General features: G+C 36.4%; 16 protein-coding genes. 4 read left to right on the forward strand and 12 right to left on the reverse strand.

Going from position 1 to position 23,763, the window contains the following annotated elements; translation table 11 throughout:
- Nucleotides 1-85: 85 nt before the first annotated feature.
- The 3 genes from purH to purM form a co-directional block, all read right to left on the reverse strand.
- Nucleotides 86-1,603 (reverse strand): bifunctional phosphoribosylaminoimidazolecarboxamide formyltransferase/IMP cyclohydrolase, encoded by a 1,518-nt coding sequence (gene purH / locus OL225_RS11575; protein ID WP_264518353.1) that lies wholly within the window; start codon nucleotides 1,601-1,603, stop codon nucleotides 86-88.
- A 169-nt stretch (nucleotides 1,604-1,772) separates the two neighbouring features.
- Entirely contained in the window at nucleotides 1,773-2,336 is a 564-nt protein-coding gene (gene purN / locus OL225_RS11580) for a phosphoribosylglycinamide formyltransferase (RefSeq protein ID WP_264518354.1), read from the reverse strand.
- 73 nt (nucleotides 2,337-2,409) lie between these two features.
- Nucleotides 2,410-3,402, reverse strand: a complete 993-nt coding sequence (gene purM / locus OL225_RS11585) for a phosphoribosylformylglycinamidine cyclo-ligase (RefSeq protein ID WP_264518355.1) — start codon at nucleotides 3,400-3,402, stop codon at nucleotides 2,410-2,412.
- A 603-nt stretch (nucleotides 3,403-4,005) separates the two neighbouring features.
- On the opposite strand from purM, the gene OL225_RS11590 reads away from it, so the two are divergent.
- A complete protein-coding gene (locus OL225_RS11590; RefSeq protein ID WP_264518356.1) occupies nucleotides 4,006-5,871 on the forward strand; it encodes a hypothetical protein in 1,866 nt (621 codons plus the stop codon).
- A gap of 83 nt (nucleotides 5,872-5,954) precedes the next feature.
- On the opposite strand, the gene OL225_RS11595 is transcribed toward OL225_RS11590, so the two are convergent.
- The 5 genes from OL225_RS11595 to OL225_RS11615 all read right to left on the reverse strand — a co-directional run bounded on the left by OL225_RS11595 (nucleotide 5,955) and on the right by OL225_RS11615 (nucleotide 11,499).
- Nucleotides 5,955-6,506 carry an NADPH-dependent FMN reductase gene (locus OL225_RS11595; protein WP_047376819.1) on the reverse strand — a complete coding sequence of 184 codons (552 nt, stop codon included), beginning with the start codon at nucleotides 6,504-6,506 and terminating at the stop codon, nucleotides 5,955-5,957.
- A gap of 37 nt (nucleotides 6,507-6,543) precedes the next feature.
- Nucleotides 6,544-7,272: a pirin family protein gene (locus OL225_RS11600; protein ID WP_047376820.1), complete on the reverse strand. Its 729-nt coding sequence runs from the start codon at nucleotides 7,270-7,272 to the stop codon at nucleotides 6,544-6,546.
- Between the two features lie 421 nt (nucleotides 7,273-7,693).
- Nucleotides 7,694-9,112: an MFS transporter gene (locus OL225_RS11605; protein WP_264518357.1), complete on the reverse strand. Its 1,419-nt coding sequence runs from the start codon at nucleotides 9,110-9,112 to the stop codon at nucleotides 7,694-7,696.
- On the reverse strand, nucleotides 9,112-9,630 hold the full coding sequence (locus OL225_RS11610; RefSeq protein ID WP_264518358.1) for a nuclear transport factor 2 family protein: 519 nt from the start codon (nucleotides 9,628-9,630) through the stop codon (nucleotides 9,112-9,114). The genes OL225_RS11605 and OL225_RS11610 overlap by 1 nt, the downstream gene beginning before the upstream one ends.
- 9 nt (nucleotides 9,631-9,639) lie before the next feature.
- Nucleotides 9,640-11,499: a glycoside hydrolase family 13 protein gene (locus OL225_RS11615; RefSeq protein WP_264518359.1), complete on the reverse strand. Its 1,860-nt coding sequence runs from the start codon at nucleotides 11,497-11,499 to the stop codon at nucleotides 9,640-9,642.
- A gap of 203 nt (nucleotides 11,500-11,702) precedes the next feature.
- On the opposite strand from OL225_RS11615, the gene OL225_RS11620 reads away from it, so the two are divergent.
- Nucleotides 11,703-12,701, forward strand: coding sequence for a sterol desaturase family protein (locus tag OL225_RS11620; RefSeq protein WP_264518360.1), 999 nt, complete (start codon nucleotides 11,703-11,705; stop codon nucleotides 12,699-12,701).
- A gap of 66 nt (nucleotides 12,702-12,767) precedes the next feature.
- On the opposite strand, the gene OL225_RS11625 is transcribed toward OL225_RS11620, so the two are convergent.
- From OL225_RS11625 to OL225_RS11640, 4 genes are all read right to left on the reverse strand, one after another.
- Nucleotides 12,768-14,924 carry a glycoside hydrolase family 97 protein gene (locus tag OL225_RS11625; protein ID WP_264518361.1) on the reverse strand — a complete coding sequence of 719 codons (2,157 nt, stop codon included), beginning with the start codon at nucleotides 14,922-14,924 and terminating at the stop codon, nucleotides 12,768-12,770.
- A gap of 76 nt (nucleotides 14,925-15,000) precedes the next feature.
- The gene (locus tag OL225_RS11630) at nucleotides 15,001-16,107 is read right to left on the reverse strand and encodes a SusE domain-containing protein (RefSeq protein ID WP_264518362.1); all 1,107 of its coding nucleotides are present in this window, start codon (nucleotides 16,105-16,107) and stop codon (nucleotides 15,001-15,003) included.
- Between the two features lie 16 nt (nucleotides 16,108-16,123).
- A complete protein-coding gene (locus OL225_RS11635; protein ID WP_264518363.1) occupies nucleotides 16,124-17,725 on the reverse strand; it encodes a RagB/SusD family nutrient uptake outer membrane protein in 1,602 nt (533 codons plus the stop codon).
- A gap of 11 nt (nucleotides 17,726-17,736) precedes the next feature.
- On the reverse strand, nucleotides 17,737-20,490 hold the full coding sequence (locus OL225_RS11640) for a SusC/RagA family TonB-linked outer membrane protein (protein ID WP_047376975.1): 2,754 nt from the start codon (nucleotides 20,488-20,490) through the stop codon (nucleotides 17,737-17,739).
- A gap of 336 nt (nucleotides 20,491-20,826) precedes the next feature.
- Here OL225_RS11640 and metG point away from each other — a divergent pair, with 336 nt between their 5' ends.
- Nucleotides 20,827-22,863, forward strand: coding sequence for a methionine--tRNA ligase (gene metG, locus OL225_RS11645; RefSeq protein WP_264518364.1), 2,037 nt, complete (start codon nucleotides 20,827-20,829; stop codon nucleotides 22,861-22,863).
- Nucleotides 22,864-22,927: 64 nt separating this feature from the next.
- The gene (locus OL225_RS11650) at nucleotides 22,928-23,593 is read left to right on the forward strand and encodes a hypothetical protein (protein ID WP_264518365.1); all 666 of its coding nucleotides are present in this window, start codon (nucleotides 22,928-22,930) and stop codon (nucleotides 23,591-23,593) included.
- Nucleotides 23,594-23,763 lie beyond the last annotated feature (170 nt).

Below are 23,763 nucleotides of genomic sequence, written 5' to 3' on the forward strand. Positions count from 1 at the left end.
ATATTATTATCTAGTCTTATTTTACAAATATATAATTTTGAATGCTAAAAATACAATCCCTAATTATTTTTTAATTCTATTTTAATTAGTGGAAAAAGTGTCTAACACCTGTAAACATCATTGGGATACCGTGCTCATTTGCAGCCTCTACGCTATCCTGATCTTTTACACTTCCACCTGGCTGAATAATCGCTTTGATACCTTCCTGAGCGCAGAAATCTACCACATCACGGAAAGGGAAAAATGCATCTGAAGCCAATACCAAATCTCCGGAGAATTTTTCTTTTGCTCTTTCGATAGCCTGCTGAGTCGCCCAGATTCTGTTTACCTGTCCGCCACCGATACCGAATGCCTGAATTCCGTTGGAAACTACGATTGCATTAGACTTCACATATTTTACCACTCTCTGAGAGAAAAGTAAAGCTTTTTTCTGCTCTTCTGTTGGCTGTACTTCTGTAACTACTTTGATATCGTCTGAGAAGTGAGTATCATTATCCTGAACAAGAATACCGCCATCTACCTTCACCCAGGTCTGCTTATCAGAAACAGGGTTTACGATTTTGATAATTCTCAGGTTTTTCTTTTTTCTTAAAATTTCAAGAGCTTCTTCATCAAATTCAGGAGCCATTACAATCTCAAGGAATGTTTTGTTCAACTCTTCCGCCGTTGCTGCATCTATTTTATAGTTCATTGCAACAATTCCGCCAAAGATAGAAACAGGATCACATTCGAAAGTTTTCTGGTACGTTTCCAAAGCTGAAGTTCCGATCGCAACACCACAAGGTGTAGAGTGTTTTACAGCACAACAAGCCATTTCTTCTTTGAACTCAGTGACTACTTTCCAGCAAAGGTCCATATCACGAAGATTGTTGAAAGAAAGCTCTTTCCCTCCAAGCTGTTCAAAGTCTTTCATTGCTCCATTCTCGAAAGTGGAAACATAGTAAGCTGCTGTCTGGTGAGGGTTTTCTCCGTATCTTAAGTCAGCCACTTTTTTATAAGAAGCATTAAGATAAGTAGGATATTCTTCATCTAAAAGCATTCTTGAAATAGCTGCATCATACGCAGAGGTAAGATTGAATACTTTTCCTGCAAGTTTTTTACGGGTTTCGATATAAGTATCACCGTTTTGCTCCATTTCAATTTTCACTGCTGCATAATCTTCTACATCTGTGATTACTGTTACAGAATCAAAGTTTTTAGCTGCAGAACGAAGCATTGAAGGACCTCCGATATCGATAAACTCTACTTTTTCATGTAAAGAAATGTCTTTGTTTACATTTTCAAAGAAAGGGTAAAGATTTACGATCACCATGTCAATCAGATCAATTCCGTGTTCCTGAACGGTTTTCATGTGCTCTTCATTGTTACGAACAGCCAGCAATCCACCGTGAACTTTCGGATGTAAAGTTTTCACTCTTCCGTCCAGCATTTCAGGGAAATTGGTTACCTCATCGATCTGAATAGGATTTAAACCAGCGTCTTTCAAATGTTTGAACGTTCCTCCTGTAGAGATCAACTCATAATTCTGGGCCTCCAAAAACTGCGCGAATTCTATTAATCCACTTTTGTCAGAAACACTGATTAAAACTCTCTTTTTACTCATTTTACTTTCAATTTTTTACTTTTTACAGCTATTTCAAACTGTATCCGGGTCTTTCACCTCCGAATTTACTTTTATTTTACTTAGATTTTTTTTATCAATGTAACAATCTAGCAATGTAACAATACCTTTAATATTGGTAAACTGTTACACTAGTACATTGTTATATTTATTAATTTCCCAGGACCTTATTGATCGCTATCGGAAATATTTCATATTCAATCTGGTGAACTTTCTGAGCCAGGGTTTCAGGAGTATCGTCAGCTGTTACTTCAAAAGATTTCTGAAGAATAGCTTCTCCCTCATCAATGCCTGGTGTCACAAAATGTACAGTCGCCCCACTCTCTACTTCTTTGGCTTCAATAACTGCATTGTGAACGTTCATTCCCCACATTCCTTTCCCTCCGAATTTCGGAAGCAAAGCTGGATGAATATTGATTATTTTACCATTCCAGTTTTCACAGAATTCAGATTTTAAGATGGATAAAAATCCTGCCAAGACAATCAGATCGGTATTTTCAGGGATTACTTTAGCCAACTCACTGCTGAAATTCTTTCCTCTTGGAATGAGTATGTTTTCTATATTATGATTCTTTGCTCTTTCCAGTCCGAAACATTCTCTGTCAGCTACTACCAAAGATACTTTTGCATTCTGGATTTCTCCAGCATCAATGGTATCAATGATTCTCTGCAGATTGGTTCCTGAACCAGATACGAGTACAACGATGTTCTTCATATTTTTGTAAAATGTAAAAAGTATTCATGTATTAATGACTTAAAAATCAGAAATACTTTTCACGTTACTACATTTATAGTGATAAATTGATTTTCTCTGCTCCCTCTGTGATTTCTCCGATTTCGTAAGCGTCATCTAAAAGGTGTAATACTTTTTCAGTATGTTCAGCATCTACAACGATTACCATACCTACCCCCATATTGAATGTTCCGTACATTTCCTCACGTGTTACTCCTCCTCTCTTTTCAAGCTCAAGCATTACGCTAGGGATTCTCACTTTAGAACCGTCAATAGAAGCACAAAGTCCTTCAGGAATAATTCTTGGAACGTTTTCATAAAGTCCGCCTCCGGTAATGTGAGCAATTCCACTTACTTTTACTTCTTCCAATACTTTGTGAATATCTTTGTAGTATAGTCTCGTAGGAACTAAAAGGGTTTCATATAAAGGTTTTCCTTCAAATTCTTCTTCAAAGTTCGGGAATACTTTTCTTACTAAAGAGAATCCGTTTGAGTGGAATCCTGAGCTTGGTAATGCAATAATTTTGTTACCTGCTTTGATTGTAGAACCATCAATAATCTGATCTTTTTCTACGATTCCTACGCAGAATCCTGCAACATCATAATCTCCAGGCTGGTACATTCCCGGCATTTCAGCAGTTTCTCCCCCAATCAGCGCACAGTTGTTATCTTTACAAGCGGCTACCATTCCTAAAACAATTTCTGCTGCGATTTCTGAATCAAGCTTTCCACAAGCCAGATAATCCAGGAAGAATAAAGGTTTTGCTCCGTGACAAAGAATATCATTGGCACACATTGCGAAGCAATCTACCCCGATAGAATCATATTTTCTGGTATCTAAAGCTACTTTCAGCTTTGTTCCTACTCCATCTGTTCCTGATACAAGAACCGGATTTTTGTATCCACCGATCTCATAGAAAGCACCAAAACTTCCCAAGTGGTTCAGTACATTGGAATTGTGGGTTTCACCGACCGCTTTTTTGATCTTGTCAACCGTTTTGTATCCTTCTTCTTTGTCTACTCCTGCTGATTTGTAAGTGTTGCTCATGTCTGCTTAGATTTTTAGATATAGGATTTCAGATCTCAGATTTCAGATGATTTTTATCTTGTATCTGACGTCTTGCGTCTTCTTATCTTTTAATATTTCAATTACTTTTATACTCGATTTTAGAAAACAAAAAAGCCGACAATCTTTTCAGATTATCGGCCGTTATTTTATCTCAGAATTTCAGAGCCCACAATTTTCCCTTTATGAGAAAAACATTGTTTATAGGAGGTCTGAATTTTCATCTCTTTTCTTTTTGCAAAAATAGTAATTTTAAATGAATATTCAAATTCTATTTTTCAAGGATTGTTTCAATGGCTGCAATCTTCTTTATTTTTTCTTTTAACTCACTGTTTTTATACATGTTATATTTCTATTAAAACAACTTCATTAAAGCTATCATTGAAAAAAATTATATCTCCTTAATAATTAAATTGAGCCACAAAATTATCGTTAAATTAAGACTTATTAAGTATTTGATAAATAATAAACTGTAGTATATTCTTCCTGATATTCCTTTTATACAAAGAAAAAATAAACATTCAGATAGTTGATTATATAAGCTAAATCTTATTTTTGGCTTACTTAAATTATTAAAATATGTATATGTTAAAAACAATTGACAGTATTTCAGAATTAAGAAATACGAATGGGCAATCAGAAGGGGAATCTATTTTATTGTTAGGCTATTATATTCCAGGCGATAAAGGACATTTAATATATAAATGGACATATAGTACAGCAATTGATAATGGCGGAAGTATTATTAATGGTACAGGTGGAAGTTGGATTGCTATTTTTGAAAATCAACAATTTAATTCAAAAGACTTCTCTCTGTTTCCAGTCTCAACAGCTCCAAACTATAATAATTTTAATACTCAACAAGCTTTATTTGACAAGGTAAGAAATTATGCTATAGATCATAATTTAGATCTGGTTTTTGACAGTGGTAACTATTCGGTTAACATTTTCAGAACCGGATACGCTATTAACAAAATGAAAATCAACATCATAGGAAAAGGGACTGTTAATTTTTATCTTAAAAAGAATAGTACTCCCACAATGGTTCAGTTCTGGGATGACGCTTACATTGAAAATATCAACTTTTATTCTTTAGAAACAGAACTGGATTCTCAACGTGCCACTACAGAGTCCAGAAATCGTATTTATCTAAGAAGATGCGGTTTTTTTAATTTTAAAAATCAAACAAATGGTAATTCATGGGGATTGTATGCAAAAAACACAAATGATCTGACAGTTGACAATTGTTTTTTCGGTAATAACGGTCAATCTGATTTTTCAATTGTAGATAACTGTAATAATATCAAAATTGTTAATCCTGTAAATACCATTGATAATGGGATGTATTTGAATATTGAGCCCAATTCGATAGAAATAAATCAAAACATTCAATTACAGGGTGGTGTCTATCGAAGAATTAATTTATTAGTAAATACATTATCCGCAAATCCTGTACAAAATATGACTATTATCGGCTGCCAAATAGATTGGTTGATGTACGATGGGGCAGACTGTGAAATAATTGGATCACAAATAAAGAAAATAACAAATCAAGAGGTAGTCAATATACCTATGGGAAATTTAGATCTGAATCTGAGATTTGGACCTAATTTAATTCCTGATCCCTATTTGATAGATTTTGATTATTCCGAGTCGGTACGGTCATGGGTTTTCGGTACGGCAACTTCACTTGTGATAGATAGAGTTAATAAAGATTACACAAGAATAGGTAATAGGAATATTGCTAATCACTCTACTACTATAAAATCTAAACTGATACCTGTAAATGCCACCTCTAAATATCTGTTTATGCTTAACGGCAATGCCAATTATTTTGGTACAATAAGCAATATCGCCAGATGTTTCCGAATAGAGCTATATGATTCCAACCAACAGTTAATTACGATAACCAAACCGGTAGCAGGTATAGACACCCAGTTTCAAAATATAGTGGGTAGTGCATTTCGTTTTCCTTTAACCACAGAAGGCTCAACGGGTTTCACAAATCAAATTGCGATTTTAGAATTTGAGCAATATGCACCCCAGACAAAATACTTAAAGATAGAATTAGGTAAATATAATGTAAATCAAAATGAATTTGACTTTAAGTTTATATCATTGAACGAAATATTAAGTTTTGAAAAAGGCGAGAGTATTTCAAGTTATATATCAAGAAATCTTCCTAATGGCAGATATAAAATAACAACAACACCTCCATCAAATCTCATAGAAAACAGAACAGCAGGAGCTATGACAGGAGATATCTTATATTCAGAAACGGGACAAAGCTGGATTGTCACAGATGGTAGTATTCGTCCAATTAAAGTAGATAAAATCAATAAAAAAAAGATGAATCAAATGAATTCATCAGCCACAGATATAACAACTTTGGTTACAGATTTTAATAATCTTTTGCAAAAATTAAAAGAAGTTGGATTAATGGATAGTTAACCTATTCAAACTCATTATAAATAGCTCTTAATATAAAAAACCACTCATTTTGAGTGGTTTTTATGTAAATACAAATTCAAATTCTATTTTTCAAGGATTGTTTCAATGGCTGCAATCTTCTTTATTTTTTCTTTTAACTCACTGTCTTTCTCTTCATTAGATATCTTTTGACCTGCTTTATCAAAATTATCATTAAAGAAAGGAAGAGAGAAAGTTTCCACCACATTTCCTCCATGGAAAGGAAAACGCTTCGATGCTGCTTCCAAAACTCCAGCTCCACCTCTGCCTCCTGGAGATGTAGACATCAATAGCATTGGCACTTCATTCCAAACTGTTCTGTCTTTGATTCTGGACACCCAGTCGAATACATTTTTGAATGCTGTAGAATATGTTCCGTTATGCTCTCCTAAAGAAACCAATAATAAATTTGCGCCATCAATTTTTGCTGCAAAATCATGAGCTTCCTGAGGAACACCACCAGCCAATTCTCTTTCATGCTTATAGATTGGCATTTCAAAAGGATTCAGATCTATTACTTCTACTTCTGCATTTTCAAATAATGTTGATGCATAGGCTACCAACTGTTTGTTCATTGAAGCTTCGGAGTTACTTCCTGCTATTGCTAAAATTTTCATATGTGGGGTTTATTTTTAAGATTACAAATTTAGTTTTTTATTTAAGATAAGATGGCAGTTCCATTGGTACTTCCATTAATAATACTTCGGTGTCTTCCACGGCTTCTATATTAAAGCTCTGAGTATCCCAGATTCCTAATCCGTCTCTTTCATTCAGGACACGGTCTCCTATTTTTGCACTTCCTTTTAAAACGAATGCATAGACTCCATTTCCTTTTTTGTTGAGCATATAATTTTTACCATTTCCTTTTTTAAAGTTGGCCAGGTTGAACCATGCATCCTGATGAATCCAAACTCCGTCATCATTTTTATTGGGAGATAAAATCTGTTGGAATCCATTGATTTTTTCACCTTCTTTGATACTTTTCTGATCATATCGTGGTTCAACATCCAGTTCTCTTGGAAAAACCCAGATCTGTAGAAACTTTACCTCTTCATCTTTATTTTTGTTATACTCACTGTGCTTAACACCAGTTCCGGCACTCATCACCTGAATTTCTCCTTTTCTGATTACCGCTGTAGTTCCCATTGAGTCTTTATGTTCCAAATCCCCCTCCAAAGGAATAGATATAATTTCCATATCCCTGTGAGGATGTGTTCCGAAACCCATTCCCTGAGAAACGGTGTCATCGTTCAATACTCTTAAAACACCAAAGTTGGTTCTGTCTCTGTTCTGATAGTTGGCAAAACTGAATGTATGGTAAGAATTTAACCATCCGTGATTGGCGTGGCCTCTTGAATCTGCTTTATGATATACTGTTTTCATTTTCTGTGATTATTTATAGTACAAATGTACGGTATGCGGGTATTTTAAAAGTTGATGTAGGTTAAGAAAGGAAATTGGGGAAGTAAAAAAGTTGAGAAAGTGAAAATATCGGCTAGGTTGGATTACGCAAAGATGCGATTTCTTTACTTTCAATATGTTTTTTAAGGCGCAAGGATTTTATCTGCAATAAAATTTTATACAGGATATTTTTTCTTCTGAAGATTGAACAGATGATATGTCATCTGGGAGATCTGCGGGAAACTAATAGATTCTGAATATTAATCAATTTAAGTTTTGGCTAAAGCCAGCTGATAGGAGCTAAAAGAGAAAGCGGGCTAAAGCCCGCTCCTATTGAATATGTTTATACTATTTCAGTTTTAAATTAAAGTTTTCTACGCAACTTCTAACTTCTAGTTTCTAGTTAAAAATGCACCTGTTTGATCTCCTCTTCAATTTCCTTAGGGGTTTCATCTTCTGATTTAACAAAAATCATGGTCACTACAGCTCCTATCAGCATGCAAACACCTCCTACCACAACATAATCCATCGCCTGTTTTCCGAAAACACCGCTTACAACAGGACCTCCGAATAATCCATTGATGATCTGAGGAATAACAATAAAGAAATTGAATATTCCCATATAAACTCCCATTTTTCTCTGTGGAATTACTTCAATAAGCATCGCATAAGGCATTGCCAGAATACTTGCCCAGGCAAAACCTAACCCGATCATGGAGATCCATAAATTGTTGATATCTTTAATGAAATACATTGAAACAAGTCCCAAACCTCCACATAGCAAAGCCAAAGCATGAGTCTGTTTTTTACCAATCAGTTTCGCGATAGGTGTCAATAAAAAAGCAAATGGGATTGCCCATAAATTATACATTCCGAAAAGCTTTCCGGTTAAGTCCCCGGCATCATTAAATGCTTTGGAATGGGTATCTTCCGGAGAAAGTCCAAAATGATGGGTAGCTAATGCGCTGGTGGTAAAAACCCACATGGTAAATAAAGCAAACCATGAAAAAAACTGAACAATTCCCAGCTTTTTCATCTGTACAGGAATTGCTGCAAAGTCTTTGAAAATATCTGAAAACTTAGATTCCTGCCTCTCAACTTCTTTTCCATCTTCAAAATCAGCAAACTCCTGTGGAGAGTATTCCCTGGTTGTCATTATAGTGTAAAGAATTGATATGATAAGCAAACCTGCTCCTATATAAAAAGAATAAATCACATTATCTGCTACAAACCCTGCCGGGGCTTCATTGGAAATTCCCATTTTTGTTAACCAATCCGGCAAATAAGAGCCCAATACAGCCCCGATTCCAATCAGAATTGTCTGTACTGAAAATCCTATTGTGCCCTGATGTTTCGGGAGCATATCTCCTACCAATGCCCGGAAAGGCTCCATTGCGATGTTTACAGAAGCATCCATCATGGCAAGGAATATTACAGCTAATAAAAGAGCATTGGCAGCGAACATCTGAGTCACAGAAGCTGCATTCGGAAGAAGCACAAGCCCTATAGCACACAAAACGGCTCCAATTAAAAAGTAAGGTTTTCTTCTTCCCAACGGGCTCCAGGTATTGTCTCCCATGTGGCCGATAATAGGCTGAACAATCAAACCTGTAACAGGAGCAACCAGCCAGAACCAGGATAATTCGTGAACATCCGCTCCTAAATTACCTAAAATACGGCTTGCATTTCCATTTTGTAATCCGAACGCCATTTGAATTCCAAGGAATCCCATACTCATGTTAATAATCTGAAGCATGGATAAGTCTGGCTTTTTTCTTTTTCCAAACGGTCCCGTATTATATCTCCCCAACATTTCTGCCATTATGACTTCAGTTTTTGGATTAATGCATCCTCGATAGGTGCTTTTTCTATCACCACTTTATCCACTACCTCATTAGGAACCGTCACAGAAAGAACGTATTGTTTTACCTTCCAACTTCCGTTGATTTTTTCTACCACTCCGGAACCTCTGCATATTTTCATCTGGGTATCCAATAGTTCATCGAACCACGCCAATTTCCCATCTTTGCTGAAGTAAATATTTCTTTTCAGCGCTTTAAAATTCCAGGTTTTTTTCTTGTCAAAATGAGGTTTAGCCCATACCATGAATTCTTTTTTATTCCATATTTCGGTAGCATCTGTTCCAATAAAGGTAGATTCATCTGCAAAGAAATTAAAATAGCCTGTGTAATCTGCCTTTGCAGCAGCTACGTTGAATGCATCCAACATTGTACTGATTTCCGATTTTTCTTTTTCAAATGTATTTTTTGACTGAGCGCTGAATAAAGAAAATCCCAGTACAAAGAGGATTAATGTATAAGCAGTCGTTAGTTTTTTCATATGTATTAATTATTTTTCAAGTTCAATGATTAATGGTGTTTTAGCAGGAATATTCATACTGTTTTGTAATGAAATTTCTTTTCCTGAAATTACTTCTTTTCCTTTTGTAAACCCATTAAGTGATTCGGCAAACCGTTTCAAGTCTAACGTCTGATCTTTTTCATTATTGTTGATGACCACCATTACTCTTTCTTTTTCATTGTATCTGAAATACACAAAAACGCCATCTTGAGGAACGAAATTTTTAGTTTTCCCGTTATGAATCACATCTTTGCCCTTTCTCCAGTTCAGAAGTTTTTGAGTAAACTGGAAAAATTCCTTTTGCTCCGGAGTCTGAGCAGATGGATTGAAAGCATTCTGAGAGTCAGATTTCCAGCCTCCCGGAAAATCTCTTCGGATATCTGCATCACCTCCCTTCGTCTTATCTCCTTTCATTCCTATTTCTGATCCGTAATAGATCTGAGGAATTCCTCTTACGGTTGAGATCAAAGCAAGTCCTATTTTGTAAGCATCAGGATTTGCATTAAAGATTTCATTCCATCTTTCTGTATCATGATTTTCAAAGAAAACCAAAAGGTTATTGATATCCGGATAAAGAAAATCGCTGGTAAAGGAATCGTAAATGCGGATCATCCCTTTATCCCAACCTTCTTTTTCTTTAAGAGCTTTAGGCATATTTTCAAACAGCATAAAATCCATTACCGAGGGTAAATTTGAATTGTATCCTTCTATCTCTCCTATTTTAGAATTTTTCTGCCAGGCTGCAATTTGTGCTGCTGTATAAAGCCAGGTTTCTCCTACGATATTGAATTTTGGATATTCATCGGTAATTGCCTTAGCCCATTTTGCCATACCCTCTTTATCATTGTAAGGATAGGTATCTACCCGGAATCCTCCCAATTCTGCATATTCTATCCACCAGATTGCATTTTGAATCAGATATTTCAGAACCAATGGATTTTTTTGATTAATATCCGGCATGGTAGTATCAAACCATCCGTCCAGTGCATATTTTTTATCAATATCTGAAGCATTGGTATCAAATTGCGTTGTCGTTTTATAATTGGAACGTTTAAATCCTTTTTCTCCTTCATCAAACCAGTGTATCCAGTCTTTTGAAGGAAGGTCTTTGATCATCCAGTGTGAGCCGCCCCAGTGGTTGGTCACATAATCCATCACCAGCATCATATTCCGTTTATTCAGTTCTTTGGATAAAGTTTTGTAGTCTTCATTGGTTCCGTAGCGGCCATCAATTTTATACAGGTCTGTCTGGGCATATCCGTGATAGGAATATACTTTTTCATTGTCTTCATTTACTGGCGTCAGCCAGACTGCTGTTGCTCCCAGATTCTGAATATAGTCAAGATGCTTGATGATACCGCTAAGATCTCCGCCATGTCTTCCATTAGGCAGACTTCGATCTGCTTTTTCTGTAAGTTCCGGTTCTGAATCATTTTTCTCATTACCATTGGCAAAGCGGTCTGGCATGATCAGGTACATGACATCTTTTGAGGTAAAAGATTCGCGGTTGGCAGATCCGGGATTCCTTTGCTTCAGTTCATATGCATAAGAACTCAGGTTTTTACGTCCTTTTTTAATAGTAATAGTAAACTTCGGAACATTTATTTCATTGGTATTTACGGTAATAAAAACGTAATTCGGATTATCAACTTTCCGGATGTCTTTGATCTGTATTCCATCCGAAAGTACAACCTCGTTATGGGCAACGTCTTTTCCGTACACAAGAATCTGAAGTTCAGGGTTTTTCATTCCTTTCCACCAGAAGGCCGGTTCTATTCTTTCCAGTACTTTTTGGGAAAAGGCTGCAGAAGCTATTGAAAGGGCTAATGCGGCAAATATTGTCTTCATATTAGTGTTCAATTTAGCATTTAATTTTCATATAGACATTCAAAATATAGCAGAATGTCCTCTTTTTTTCATCCTCATACCTACAATTTTTCAAAATTTGGCATTCATTTTTTAACTTATATAGAAAAAACTTAAATTTTTCATAAAAAATTCATCTTAAAAGTTAATTTATCCCCCTTTTTATCTTTAGTTTTACAGAAAAAATGTTTGATTTCAGTAGTATGTTCCACGCTGAGGGTCCGGATGTTGTTTACACATGGACTATCCCTGTTTTTGCGGTAATTATTTTCGCAGAAATGGCCTACAGTCACTTCAATAAAGAAAAAATTTACGAAACCAAAGATGTAGCAACTAATGTCCTTTTTGCATTGCTCAACTATGGATTAGATATCATCATGAAAGGCTTCTCTTTATTTGTCATGATGTTTTTTTATCATCACCGCATCTTCGACTGGCAAGAGGGAATCTGGTATTGGATTGCTGTATTTCTCGCTCAGGACTTCGCTTATTATGTTCATCATTATGTAGATCATCATTCACGTGTCTTCTGGGCCGTACATATTACGCATCACAATTCTGATTATTTCAACATCAGCACAGGATTCAGAAGTCCTGTATTTCAGCCATTGTACAGGTATTTGTTTTTTTCTCCGTTAGCGTTTATGGGCTTTCATCCATGGCATATCCTGGTAGCGTATTCTGCGATACAGATCTACGGAACCTTTGTACATACACAGTCTATTAAAAGTATGGGATTTTTAGAATATATTCTGGTTACCCCTTCTCATCACAGGGTACATCATGCCTGCAACATCAAATATCTTGACCGTAATATGGGAATGGGGCTGATTATCTGGGATAAGATTTTCGGAACTTTTGAAAAAGAAGATCCAGAGGTGCCTGTGAAGTATGGTGTCTATCCAAAAATAAAGTCCAAAGATCCTGCAACAATGCTTTTCTATGAATGGAGAAGAATAGGAAAAGATATCAGACAGCCCGGACTTTCTTTCAAAGACCGTATAAAGTATCTTTTTTATTCACCGGGATGGAGACATGATGGAACCGGAAAAACGGTAAAACAATATCAGAGGGAATATAAACACAAGGAAAAAATAAAAAACGAAAATGCATCCTTAAAGGAGCAGACACCTGATACTGACTATCAATACTCACAACTGAACCAGCCAGCAGGGGATAAATAATCTGTCAAAAAATACCCCGGACATCGAAAAACCGATGAACCGGGGCACCTTAGTGTCTCTTTAAAATTATTTTACAGGCTTGATAGAAATTGCGAAACCGCCGCTTCTTGCCATTTTAAAATTAATTTTTGATTTGCCTGTAATCTCTTTCTTGTAGATATTATAGCTTTGAGGATTATCTATATAATCAGCATCTTTTCCATCTTCATAGATCGTTGCTTCATATTTCTTTCCTTTATCCAGGAATGAGAAGTCTACAGTATACTCACGTTTGTTTTCATCAGTAATACCTCCTACAAACCAGTTTTCAGTACCTTTTGCTTTTCTTGCTGTAATTACATAATCACCAGGTTCTGCAGATAAGATTTTTGTATCATCCCAGTCTGCTGCTACATCCTTGATAAACTGGAATGCATCCATATGCTTTTTGTAGTTTTCAGGAAGATCCGCAGCCATCTGAAGCGGCATATACATTGTTACATAAAGAGCCAGCTGTTTTACCAGCGTAGTTTTTACGAAACGGTTATCTCCAGGGAAATAATAATCTAACTTTGTCTGGAAAATACCCGGCGTATAATCCATAGAACCACCCATCCATCTTGTAAACGGAAGGACCGTCTGGTGATCAGGCTTGTTTCCTCCGAATGCTTCATATTCTGTTCCACGTGCTGCTTCAGCAGAAATATAGTTCGGGTAGGTACGGCTTTCTCCTGTAGGTCTTACAGATTCATGAGAATTGACCATAATTTTATAGTCGTTTGCTTTTTCTGCAATTCTATAATAATGGTTAATTGTCCATTGAGAGTAGTGATGTTCTCCTCTAGGAATAATATCTCCTACATATCCTGTTTTCACAGCATCATAGCCATATTTATTCATCGTTTGGAATGCTTTGTCTGCCCATCTTTCGTAGTTCGTTGCAGAACCTGAAGTTTCATGGTGCATAATCAGCTTTATTCCTTTTGAATGGGCATATTCATTCAACATTTTGATATCGAAATCCGGGTAAGGGGTAATGAAATCAAAAACATATTCTTTTGAGTGTCCGAACCAGTCTTCCCAACCGATATTCCATCCTTCGATCAATAATCCCTGGAATCCGTTTTCTGCAGCAAAGTCAATATATTCTTTAACTTTTGTATTATTGGCTGCATGTTTTCCGTTTGGAGTTAATTTTGCAAAATCTGTTTTACCTAAATGAACATTTTCAGCTGTAGAGTACGCCCACTGAGATTTCCCAATGATCATTTCCCACCAAACTCCCATGTATTTTGTAGGGTGAATGTAAGAAGTATCAGTATATTTTGTAGGCTCATTAAGGTTGAAGATCATTTTAGAATCCATTACCTGTTCTGCTTTCGGAGCTACAATAATTGTTCTCCAAGGCGTAACCGACGGAGTCTGAATGTATCCTTTTGCCCCTTGTCTGTCAGCCGTTAAATGCGTTTTGAACTTATAATTCTGTGCATCCACTTCCAGATGGGAAGCCGGATAATCTAATACAGCAGCCTCAGCAACGTTGATATACAATGGTTCTTTTCCTTCTTTTTTAAGCATTAAAGGAGACTGAACTGCATTTTTCACCAATGACTGTGAAGCGTTCGCATCGTATGCTTTATCCCATTTTGCAGGAATTTCAGATACTTTTGTTTCCTGATACTGGTATTCCTGAGAGTCATAATCTGCAACTATCCACCATGCTTTCATATCAGTAGGAAAATCAATTTCAGAATCTTCTTCTCTGATGACGAAATAATTAAGGTTTTTCTGTTGTGGAAATTCATATCGGAATCCCAGACCATCGTTAAACAATCTGAACTTCACCACAATACTTCTGTCTGTAGAAGCCTGGTTCAGGGTAACTGCCAGCTCATTGTAGTTATTGATATAGTTTTTCTTTTCTCCTAAAACCGGCTGCCAGGTTTCATTTTTGGAGTCTCTTTTTTCATCTGTCTTTGCAAAACCGTTGTTCAGATCGTATTTTGCATCTTCTGGTTTGGCAATCTCAGAAGCGAATTTTATGGCTGTGTCTTTAAATAATCTCAATCCCAATTTAGAATCTTCAACTACTACTGTACCATTATATTTCAGGTTATAGTAAGGTACTCCTTCTTTCAGCTGAAAGCTCATTTCAAACTTCCCGTCCGGAGATTTTAAAGATTGGGCTTTCACACCTGTAAACATCATTGAGAGCAAAAGCGCTCCAACTGTAATTTTCTTCATAATGACTATTTATTAACTTAAAAATAGATAAAGTGCCGCTGTAACAGCACTTTACCCATTTATTATTCTTTAATTATTATAATGCTTCTATTTTATAAGTCCCTAATTTCAGATCTACAGAAATTTTATAGCTTCCTCCAGTACCATCAACTTTAATATTTCCATTGCTTCCTTTAGGAGCTATAAGGCCTGAGTTTCCATCTCCAGAGATATTTCCCCAGTCAAGATCTCCCCAGCTCTGCTGACCCAGGAATTTAAATTGAGAACCTGCAGAAAGTATAATGGTATGCTCAAATTTACCTCCGCCTAAATTGGTCATAGCTATAGCTCCTGCAGCATTCCATCCGTTGATCGTACCTACCATATACAGATTAGCAGGGTTCCAGTTATTGATTGCGGAAGGAACCACATCTATTGTTTTTTTGGCAAGATCAGAATCAATTGTAATCTTGTACATTCCTGAAGCTCCTGTAAACTGCATATTTTCAGGTGCTGCAGCTACCAGATTGGAAGACCATGTTTTGAAATATTTATTAGCATCCTGCATTCCTGCTGTATCTAAACTATAGTTCAAAGGACTCCAGTCTTTCTGTCCTAAAAATCTGAATGCTTTCCCATTTTCCAGATAGGTATAGATTGTAGAAATATTTTCATTTTTATATAATACCTGAGCAGCTCCTGCATTCCATCCAACAGCAGATGCCTCTCCCACAATATAAAAAGAAGGATATTCTGTTAGATACGGGGTAATACTCATTGGAATTACGTTGGAATAAGATGCAGCATTTCCTACTGAAGCTTTCATTCTTACTTCAATATTTGCTGCAACCCCCGGAAGAAATCCTGCATCAAGAATAATTTTATTTAAATCTTTAACAGTATAAGTTTTGGACAGATCATTTGCTGTTAAATCCGCACTTTTAGCATTTGCGAAACTGGTTCCTGCTTTTGCAAACTCAAGAGTGTTACTATTAACAACAGCAAGATTAAATGTGGGATTTGTCCAAGTAAATTTTACTGCTTTATCATTTTCATTAGCTTTAAGCAAAACTAATGTGGCTACATCTCCTGTTAAAGTAGGGTTTTTGGTTACTTCAAGAACTGCCTTATCTTCATCTTTCTCACAGGAAACCATTAAAATTCCGATAAAAACAGCTGCCAATATTTTGAATAGATTTTTCATTTCAAACGTTTTTAAATTAATACCCAGGATTTTGAATCAGATTAGGGTTGGCTACGATATCTTTAGCAGGAATAGGGAAAAGGTTTCTGTAGCTCTCTACAGCTTTACCATCTTTCACATTTCCTTTCCATGGCCATAGATAATCTCCTGTAGTAAACTTGTTGAAACGGATAAGATCACTTCTTCTGGTCATTTCCCAAGATAGTTCTCTTCCCCTCTCATCTAGAATAAAGTTGAGATTGATTGAAGATACATTTCCACTTGTATTTCCATACGCACGTTCTCTCAGCTGATTAATATAACCGATTGCTGTAGCCTGGCTTCCACCAGTACCTCCTCTCAATACAGCTTCTGCATACATCAGATAGATGTCTGCTAAACGGTATAAAGGAATATCTGCCTCAACCCAGTTGGTGTGCGCTCCAACAGATCCGTTACTTTTCACATTTTTAAACTTGATAAAAGCATAACCATCAGTAAATGAACCTAAATCATTAATTTCTAAATTTTGCCCTGAAGTAAAGAACCTTCCTCTTTTGTCACTTCCATTAGTAGGGAATAAGCCTACAAATGCTTTTGTAGTTCTTAAACCACTCCATCCGCCATTCACTCCAAAATCAGCAGCTTTCATATCACCACCTATTGCGGCATGAACTAGATAAGTAGTACCTCCGTTGGTCTGCGTATTGATTCCGTCAAAATTTACACTTAAAATTTGCTCCGGGTTATTAATATTATTATCTGCAAGGAACAGATCATCGTATTTTGGTTTTAAAGAATACCCTGCTGCAATCACTTTATTACAATAAGTGATACAGTCTGTATTTCTCTGTGTTCCGGTATATACTTCTGCATTCAAATATAATTTTGCCAATAATGACCATACAGCAGCTTTATCTGCTCTTCCGTATTCATTGGTTTTAGGGTCTTTCAATTCACCTGCTACAGCAAGCAATTCGGACTCAATAAAATTAAATAATGCTTTTCTTTCTATTCTTTGTGGTGGATTGACAGAGCCCGGCAAGTAGGATTCATCTACAAAAGGAACATTTCCGAACATATCGATCGCATGATAATACGACTGCGCTCTCAGGAAACGTGCTTCAGCTCTCATTAATTTAGCCTGAGCAAGATTATCCCCGGTAATATTATTGGAAGCCAATTTTTCATCTGTTACATTTCTCAGAAATTCATTACAAAAAGCAATTTCTGTATATACTCTATAGTACATTGCAGCGATGAATTCATTAGATGCATCCCAGCTCATTTTGTGAAGCGTATGAAGATTTCCGTCATTCCAGCCAATCACAGCTTCATCGGTGGTAACCACGTTCAGGGTGTACATCAATCTGGTATATTGAGAAAAACCACCATTGATGCCGTTAATATCACTATCCGGCTGATCACCGTCTCCACTGATCTGACCTCCCATAGCAAGTCCTCCGTAAAGTTTTGCCAGCACATTTTTATAGTTGGCAAAATCCTTATATATACTGGCTGAAGTAACATCTGTGATGGGCTCTCTTTCAAGATCTTTCACACAAGAAGCTGTTGTCAATAAAAATACTGCTGAAAGAGGCAATACTATATTTTTAAGTTTAATTCTATTTAGTTTCATTGAATTCTTATTTAAAATTGGAAGTTAAAACCTAAAGAATAAATCTTAGGCATTTGGTAGTAACCATTATCTATTCCACCGAAAACTTCAGGATCTACTCCTGAATATTTAGTGATCACAAAAACATTCTGCGCCATTGCATATACTTTCAGATTACTTCCTTTAGTGAAAATTTCTCCGAAATTGTATCCTACATTGATATTATCCAGTCTCAGGAATGAAGCATTCTCAACATAAATATCAGATTTGTATTGAGGAACGGCAAACTTATACTGAGGTGCCGTAGTGAATACATTCTGAAGATATTCGTTGGTAGATGCAGATTGCAGTGAACTATTTGAAGCAGCATTATTATATACATAGTTTCCTAATACTGCTCTTGCGCTTAACGCAAAATCCCAGTTTTTATGAGATACTTTAGTAGAGAAACCTAAAATTGCATCAGGTGTTGTAGATTTGTAATAATACATATCTTTTGTACTGATCACACCATCACCATTTCTGTCTACAAAAGCTCCATCCACAGGCTTTCCATTAGTATCATATACCTGTTGGTATACCCAGAATGAGTTAGGTGCATATCCTACTGCATGAGCCTGAATTCTGTTTCCAGAACCTCCTTCAATACCTCCTACTTCCATATTAAATGATTCATCCGCTCTGTCTTTAAGCTTCGTGATGACCGGCTTGTAATGAGTAGCATTAAAGCTTACTTCCCAGGTTGTATTTTGGTTTTTAACCGGAATTACTGTAATACTTCCTTCAATCCCTTCATTTTTCATATCACCCACGTTCTGCCAGCTCGCATTACTTAGACCTCCTGCAGGTTCATCAGCATATACAAGAAGATCTTTGGTATCTTTTCTGAAGACATCTATTGATCCTGTGATTCTGTTTTTATTAAAACCAAAATCTAATCCTAAGTTCTTCGTAGTAGTTGTTTCCCAGGTAAGATTCGGGTTATAGTTGGCGGGTCTGAACATAAAATAGAATTCATTTCCAAACTGATAGCCCGCTCCCTGATAACTTGGGTTGTATGCTGCAAAAGCAGGATAATTATTAGGTTTATTACCGTTAAGCGCAGGTAATTCCTGTTGACCTGTTTTACCCCATCCAGCTCTTAGTTTTAATGTGCTGATTGAGGATATATTTTTGATGAAATTTTCTTCATTAAGCTTCCATGCTAAGGAAACTCCAGGGAAAACTCCCCATACATTATCTCTGGTTCCGTTGAAAAATCTGGAAGAACCATCTTTACGAACCGATCCTGAAATAACATATTTATTAGCTATGGTAAAAATAGCTCTTCCATAAAATGAAATCAGTGTATTTCGAGTTTTGAAGTCTAAATCCTGCGAGTTAATTCCTGTTCCTCTATAAGTGATAGCACCTGGAAGATAAATATTGAAATCCTGATAAGAATACCCTGCAGTAATATCCACACCAGTATTAATAGCACTGATGTTTTTTACATAATTAAAATAGGTTTCCAAAAGCTTGTTTTTCTTTTCCATAGAATAGAAATTAGAGCTTCCCTTATCTTCAAAACCTGGTCTCAGACGGGCGTCTTTAAATTTGTGTCCATCACTTTTTGTATAATCGTATCCGGCGTTCACATTGAAATGAAGGTCCGGAAGAAAGTGAAACTTATAATCTAACTGAATATTTCCCAATCCTCTTAGGACAGAAGACACATCTCTTACTCCATTGATCAGTCCAAGCGGATTGGAGTTGGCATTTACATTATATCCTGTTGCAGATCCGGAATCCAGCCATTCATAATATCCTCCGTAATTAGAGTTTCCTGAATATACTGGTTGTGTAGGGTCAAAATAAGTAGCCGCTTTAATTACTCCACCATCTACAAATCTATTATCGGTAAATGTTCCTTTTGCATTCACATTTACGGATAAATGGTTATCTAAGAATTTAGGATTTAAGTTCAATCCTACAGAAGTTCTGCGGAAAGAATTTGATTTTACAATACCGTTCTGCTCATTATACCCTAATGATAAGCGGTATGGAAGACCTTTAATACCTCCTGAAAGGGCAACATTATTATCTGTACCCCATGCTGCCTGGTAAATTTGATCTTGCCAGTCGGTATCAGCATTTCCAAGTTTAGTTTTATAACCGGCAGGTGCATAAGTATTAACAAAATCCCTAAACTCCTGAGCATTTAACACATCTACCTTTCCCATTTTAGTAGAAACTGAAGTTACCGTTGAAAAATTCAACTTAAACTTTCCTGCCGTTCCTTTCTTGGTAGTAATAAGGATAACCCCGTTAGAAGCTCTGTTACCATAGATAGCAGTAGCCGAAGCATCCTTAAGAATATCAAATGTTTCAATATCATTCGGGTTAATTAATGATAAAGGATCAGAAACACCATTCATTCCTACAAAGTCCTGGGGAACTCCATCAATTACAATCAAAGGAGAGTTTTCACCACTTAAAGAAGATGTTCCCCTGATCCTGATCTTGGTCCCGGAGCCCGGAGCTCCACTGTTATTGGTAATCTGTACCCCTGGAGTTTTCCCCTGGATCAACTGTCCTGCAGAAGTTGCCCCTCCGTTGAAGTCTTTTGCCGTAACAGAAGTTATAGAACCGGTAAGATCAGATTTTTTCTGCTTTCCATATCCGATTAATACAACTTCCTCAATTTTCTTCTCCTGAGGAACAGAGTCTTTTTTCTGCGCATGCATTATTGTACTGGCCAATAAAAAAGCAGGTGCAATTTTCAATACTGTTGTAAAATTATTCACAATCATATTTTTTTATAGTTTCGTTTTTTCAGTCTTAATTCGGCTTGTAGCCAGACTCGCAATTTAAAAAAAAAATAGAATTATCGTAATTTTAATATAATTTTAGTTAAAATTATGTATATTACGAAACACTTTTTAGTTAGTTTTTTAAATTTCAATAATTTGCACCGTCTTATGCATTGCATAACATTTGAATTAATTTAATATTTAGTTAAACAACCGTTTAACTTAAATTCATATTCAATCTTCAAAATTTGCTTTCTGCAGCATAATAACACCACCAATAGCGGTATTCAACAGATATTCCTTATCTTTGCAGTTAAAACTTTACTATAAATGTCAAACAGAAAGATGATTACGGCAGCTTTGCCTTATGCAAACGGGCCGGTTCATATAGGACATTTGGCAGGTGTTTATATTCCTGCGGATGTTTACGCAAGATTTCAGAGAAGATTAGGAAAAGATGTAGCGTTTATCTGTGGTTCGGATGAGCACGGAATTCCTATTACCATAAGAGCTAAAAAAGAAGGAGTAACTCCTCAGGATATCGTTGACAAATATCACGGGATCATTAAAAAATCTTTTGCTGATCTGGGAATTTCATTTGATGAATATTCAAGAACAACGTCTAAAAACCATTACGAAACCAGCCAGGATTTCTTCAAGGTTTTATACGAGAAAGGAAAATTTACAGAAGAAATTTCTGAACAGTATTTTGATGAGCAGGCAGGAGAATTCCTTGCTGACCGTTATATTGTAGGAACATGTCCTAACTGTGGAAACGAAAATGCTTATGGAGACCAGTGTGAAAAATGTGGTTCTACCCTTTCTCCTTCTGAGCTGATCAATCCGAAATCAATGCTTAGCGGAAATGTTCCTATCCTTAAAGAAACAAAAAACTGGTATCTGCCATTAAACGAATACGAAGACTTTTTAAACGAGTGGATCATTGAGGGCCATAAAGATGACTGGAAACCTAATGTATACGGACAGGTAAAATCATGGTTAAATGACGGCCTTAAGCCTCGTGCGATGACCAGAGACCTTAACTGGGGTGTTCCGGTTCCACTTCCAAATGCGGAAGGGAAAGTATTATACGTATGGTTTGATGCTCCTATCGGCTATATTTCTTTCACCAAAGAATGGGCAGAGAAAAACGGAAAAGACTGGAAAGACTACTGGCAGAGTCCAGACAGTGATCTGGTACATTTTATCGGAAAGGATAATATTGTATTCCACTGTATTATTTTCCCTTCGATGATGAAAGCGCACGGAGATTATATTATGCCTAAAAATGTTCCTGCTTTTGAATTCCTGAACCTTGAGAACGATAAGATCTCAACATCAAGAAACTGGGCAGTATGGGCTCATGAATATGTGGAAGACTTCCCTGGACAGCAGGATGTTTTAAGATATGCTCTTCTTTCATCTGCTCCGGAAACAAAGGATAACAACTTTACATGGAAGGATTTCCAGACTAAGAATAATTCTGAGTTGGTAGGTATCTTCGGAAACTTCATCAACAGAGTTGCCGTTCTTATCCATAAATATTATGATGGTGTTGTTCCACAAGGAGATGTAAACAGTCCTGAACTGCAGGAAATAAGTAAATCTGCAAAAGAAATCTCAGGATTCCTTGAAAATTATGAGTTTAGAAATTCATTGACTGCATTAATGAATCTTGCCCGTTTTGGAAACCAGTACCTTCAGACAGAAGAACCTTGGAAAACCATTAAAGATAACCCGGAAAAAGCAGCTCAATCTTTATTCGTTGGAGCACAAATTGCTGTTGCTTTAGCTCAGTTATGTGAACCTTTCATGCCTTTCAGCTCTGAAAAACTATTGAACATGTTCAATGTTGAAAAGAAAGACTGGAGTTCTATTGAGAATCAATCAGTATTAATCGAAACAGGCCGTAAAATCAACGAATCATCTCTTCTTTTCTCAAAAATTGAAGATGATGTCATTGAAGCTCAGATCCAAAAGCTTGAAAACACAAAACAAAACAATAAAAAAACAAATCCTAACGCAAACCCTATGAAAGAAGAGATCACATTTGATGACTTTACTAAAATAGACCTTAGAACAGCAACCATTTTAGAAGCTGAAAAAGTAGAAAAAGCAGATAAATTATTAAAACTTACTGTAGATACAGGAGTAGATGTAAGAACTGTTGTTTCCGGGATTGCAGAAAGTTTCACTCCTGAAGAAGTAATCGGGAAGCAAGTAATGATCCTTCTGAACCTTGCTCCAAGAAAAATCAGAGGAATTGAATCTCAGGGAATGTTATTATTAACAACAAAACCAGACGGAAAATTATCTTTCGTAACACCGGACGACAGCAATGTTGAGAACGGTATTGAAATCGGATAATTAAAATCCTTATAAAGATAACAGGCTGTTTCACAAGAAGCAGCCTTTCTTTTATATACAGCTTATGGTCAGTAAAAATGTTTTACGAAAACTTTCCAATCAGGAATTGGAAGGATATTTAAAGGAAGGCAACCGCTTTGTTCCTGAAGCTGTTCAGGTCGCATTTGAAATTCTGGAAGAAAGAGGACGTATTTTCAGCGAACAGGAAAAAATGGCTGTTCAGCAATTGATCCAGCATAAAAAAGAAATTGAGGAGGCAAAACGTGCAGAAGAAGTAGAGGTCTGGAAAGATCATATCACAGAAGATCCTGAGGCCATAAGGCTTTATTCACGGATGACAATTTTGGTCACCAGTGTTTTTTTCAGTACGATTCCCGGAGCAATTTTACTGTGTTTTAATCTAATCAAACTCAAAAAATACTTCCCTGCCTTCCTTACACTTGTATTTGGATTGCTGTTTTTTATATTTCAGAAGTATGTTCTGCTTTCCCATTTTGACTTTGGTACAACTTCCAGATACAGTCCCGAAATTGGAGTTATTTCAATAGGAGCTTTAGGTTTACTTGTCATCAGTGTTCTAGCAACTCCAAAAAAACTTCCTTACCGTGCAGAATCTTATATTCTTCCTGTTGTTTTATGTGCCGGAACCGCGGTTCTGATGTATTTTTATTCCCAGGAATGGTTCTCTTACTATCCGTTGGCAAAGGCCGTCCATCTATTCAAACAGTAATAAGGAGCTTATTCCCGCTATCCACTTTTACTCCTCGCGCCTGGCCAAAGAGCCAACCGCATGCTGTGGGGTAACCGTTTCTATCGGGGCTAGAAATAGTACAAAAAAAAGTCATCCCGGTGTACAGAATGACAATATATGAATTTATGAGATTGCATCGTTTTCAGTTC

The sequence above is a fragment of the Chryseobacterium viscerum genome (assembly GCF_025949665.1).
Taxonomy (GTDB): domain Bacteria; phylum Bacteroidota; class Bacteroidia; order Flavobacteriales; family Weeksellaceae; genus Chryseobacterium; species Chryseobacterium viscerum_A.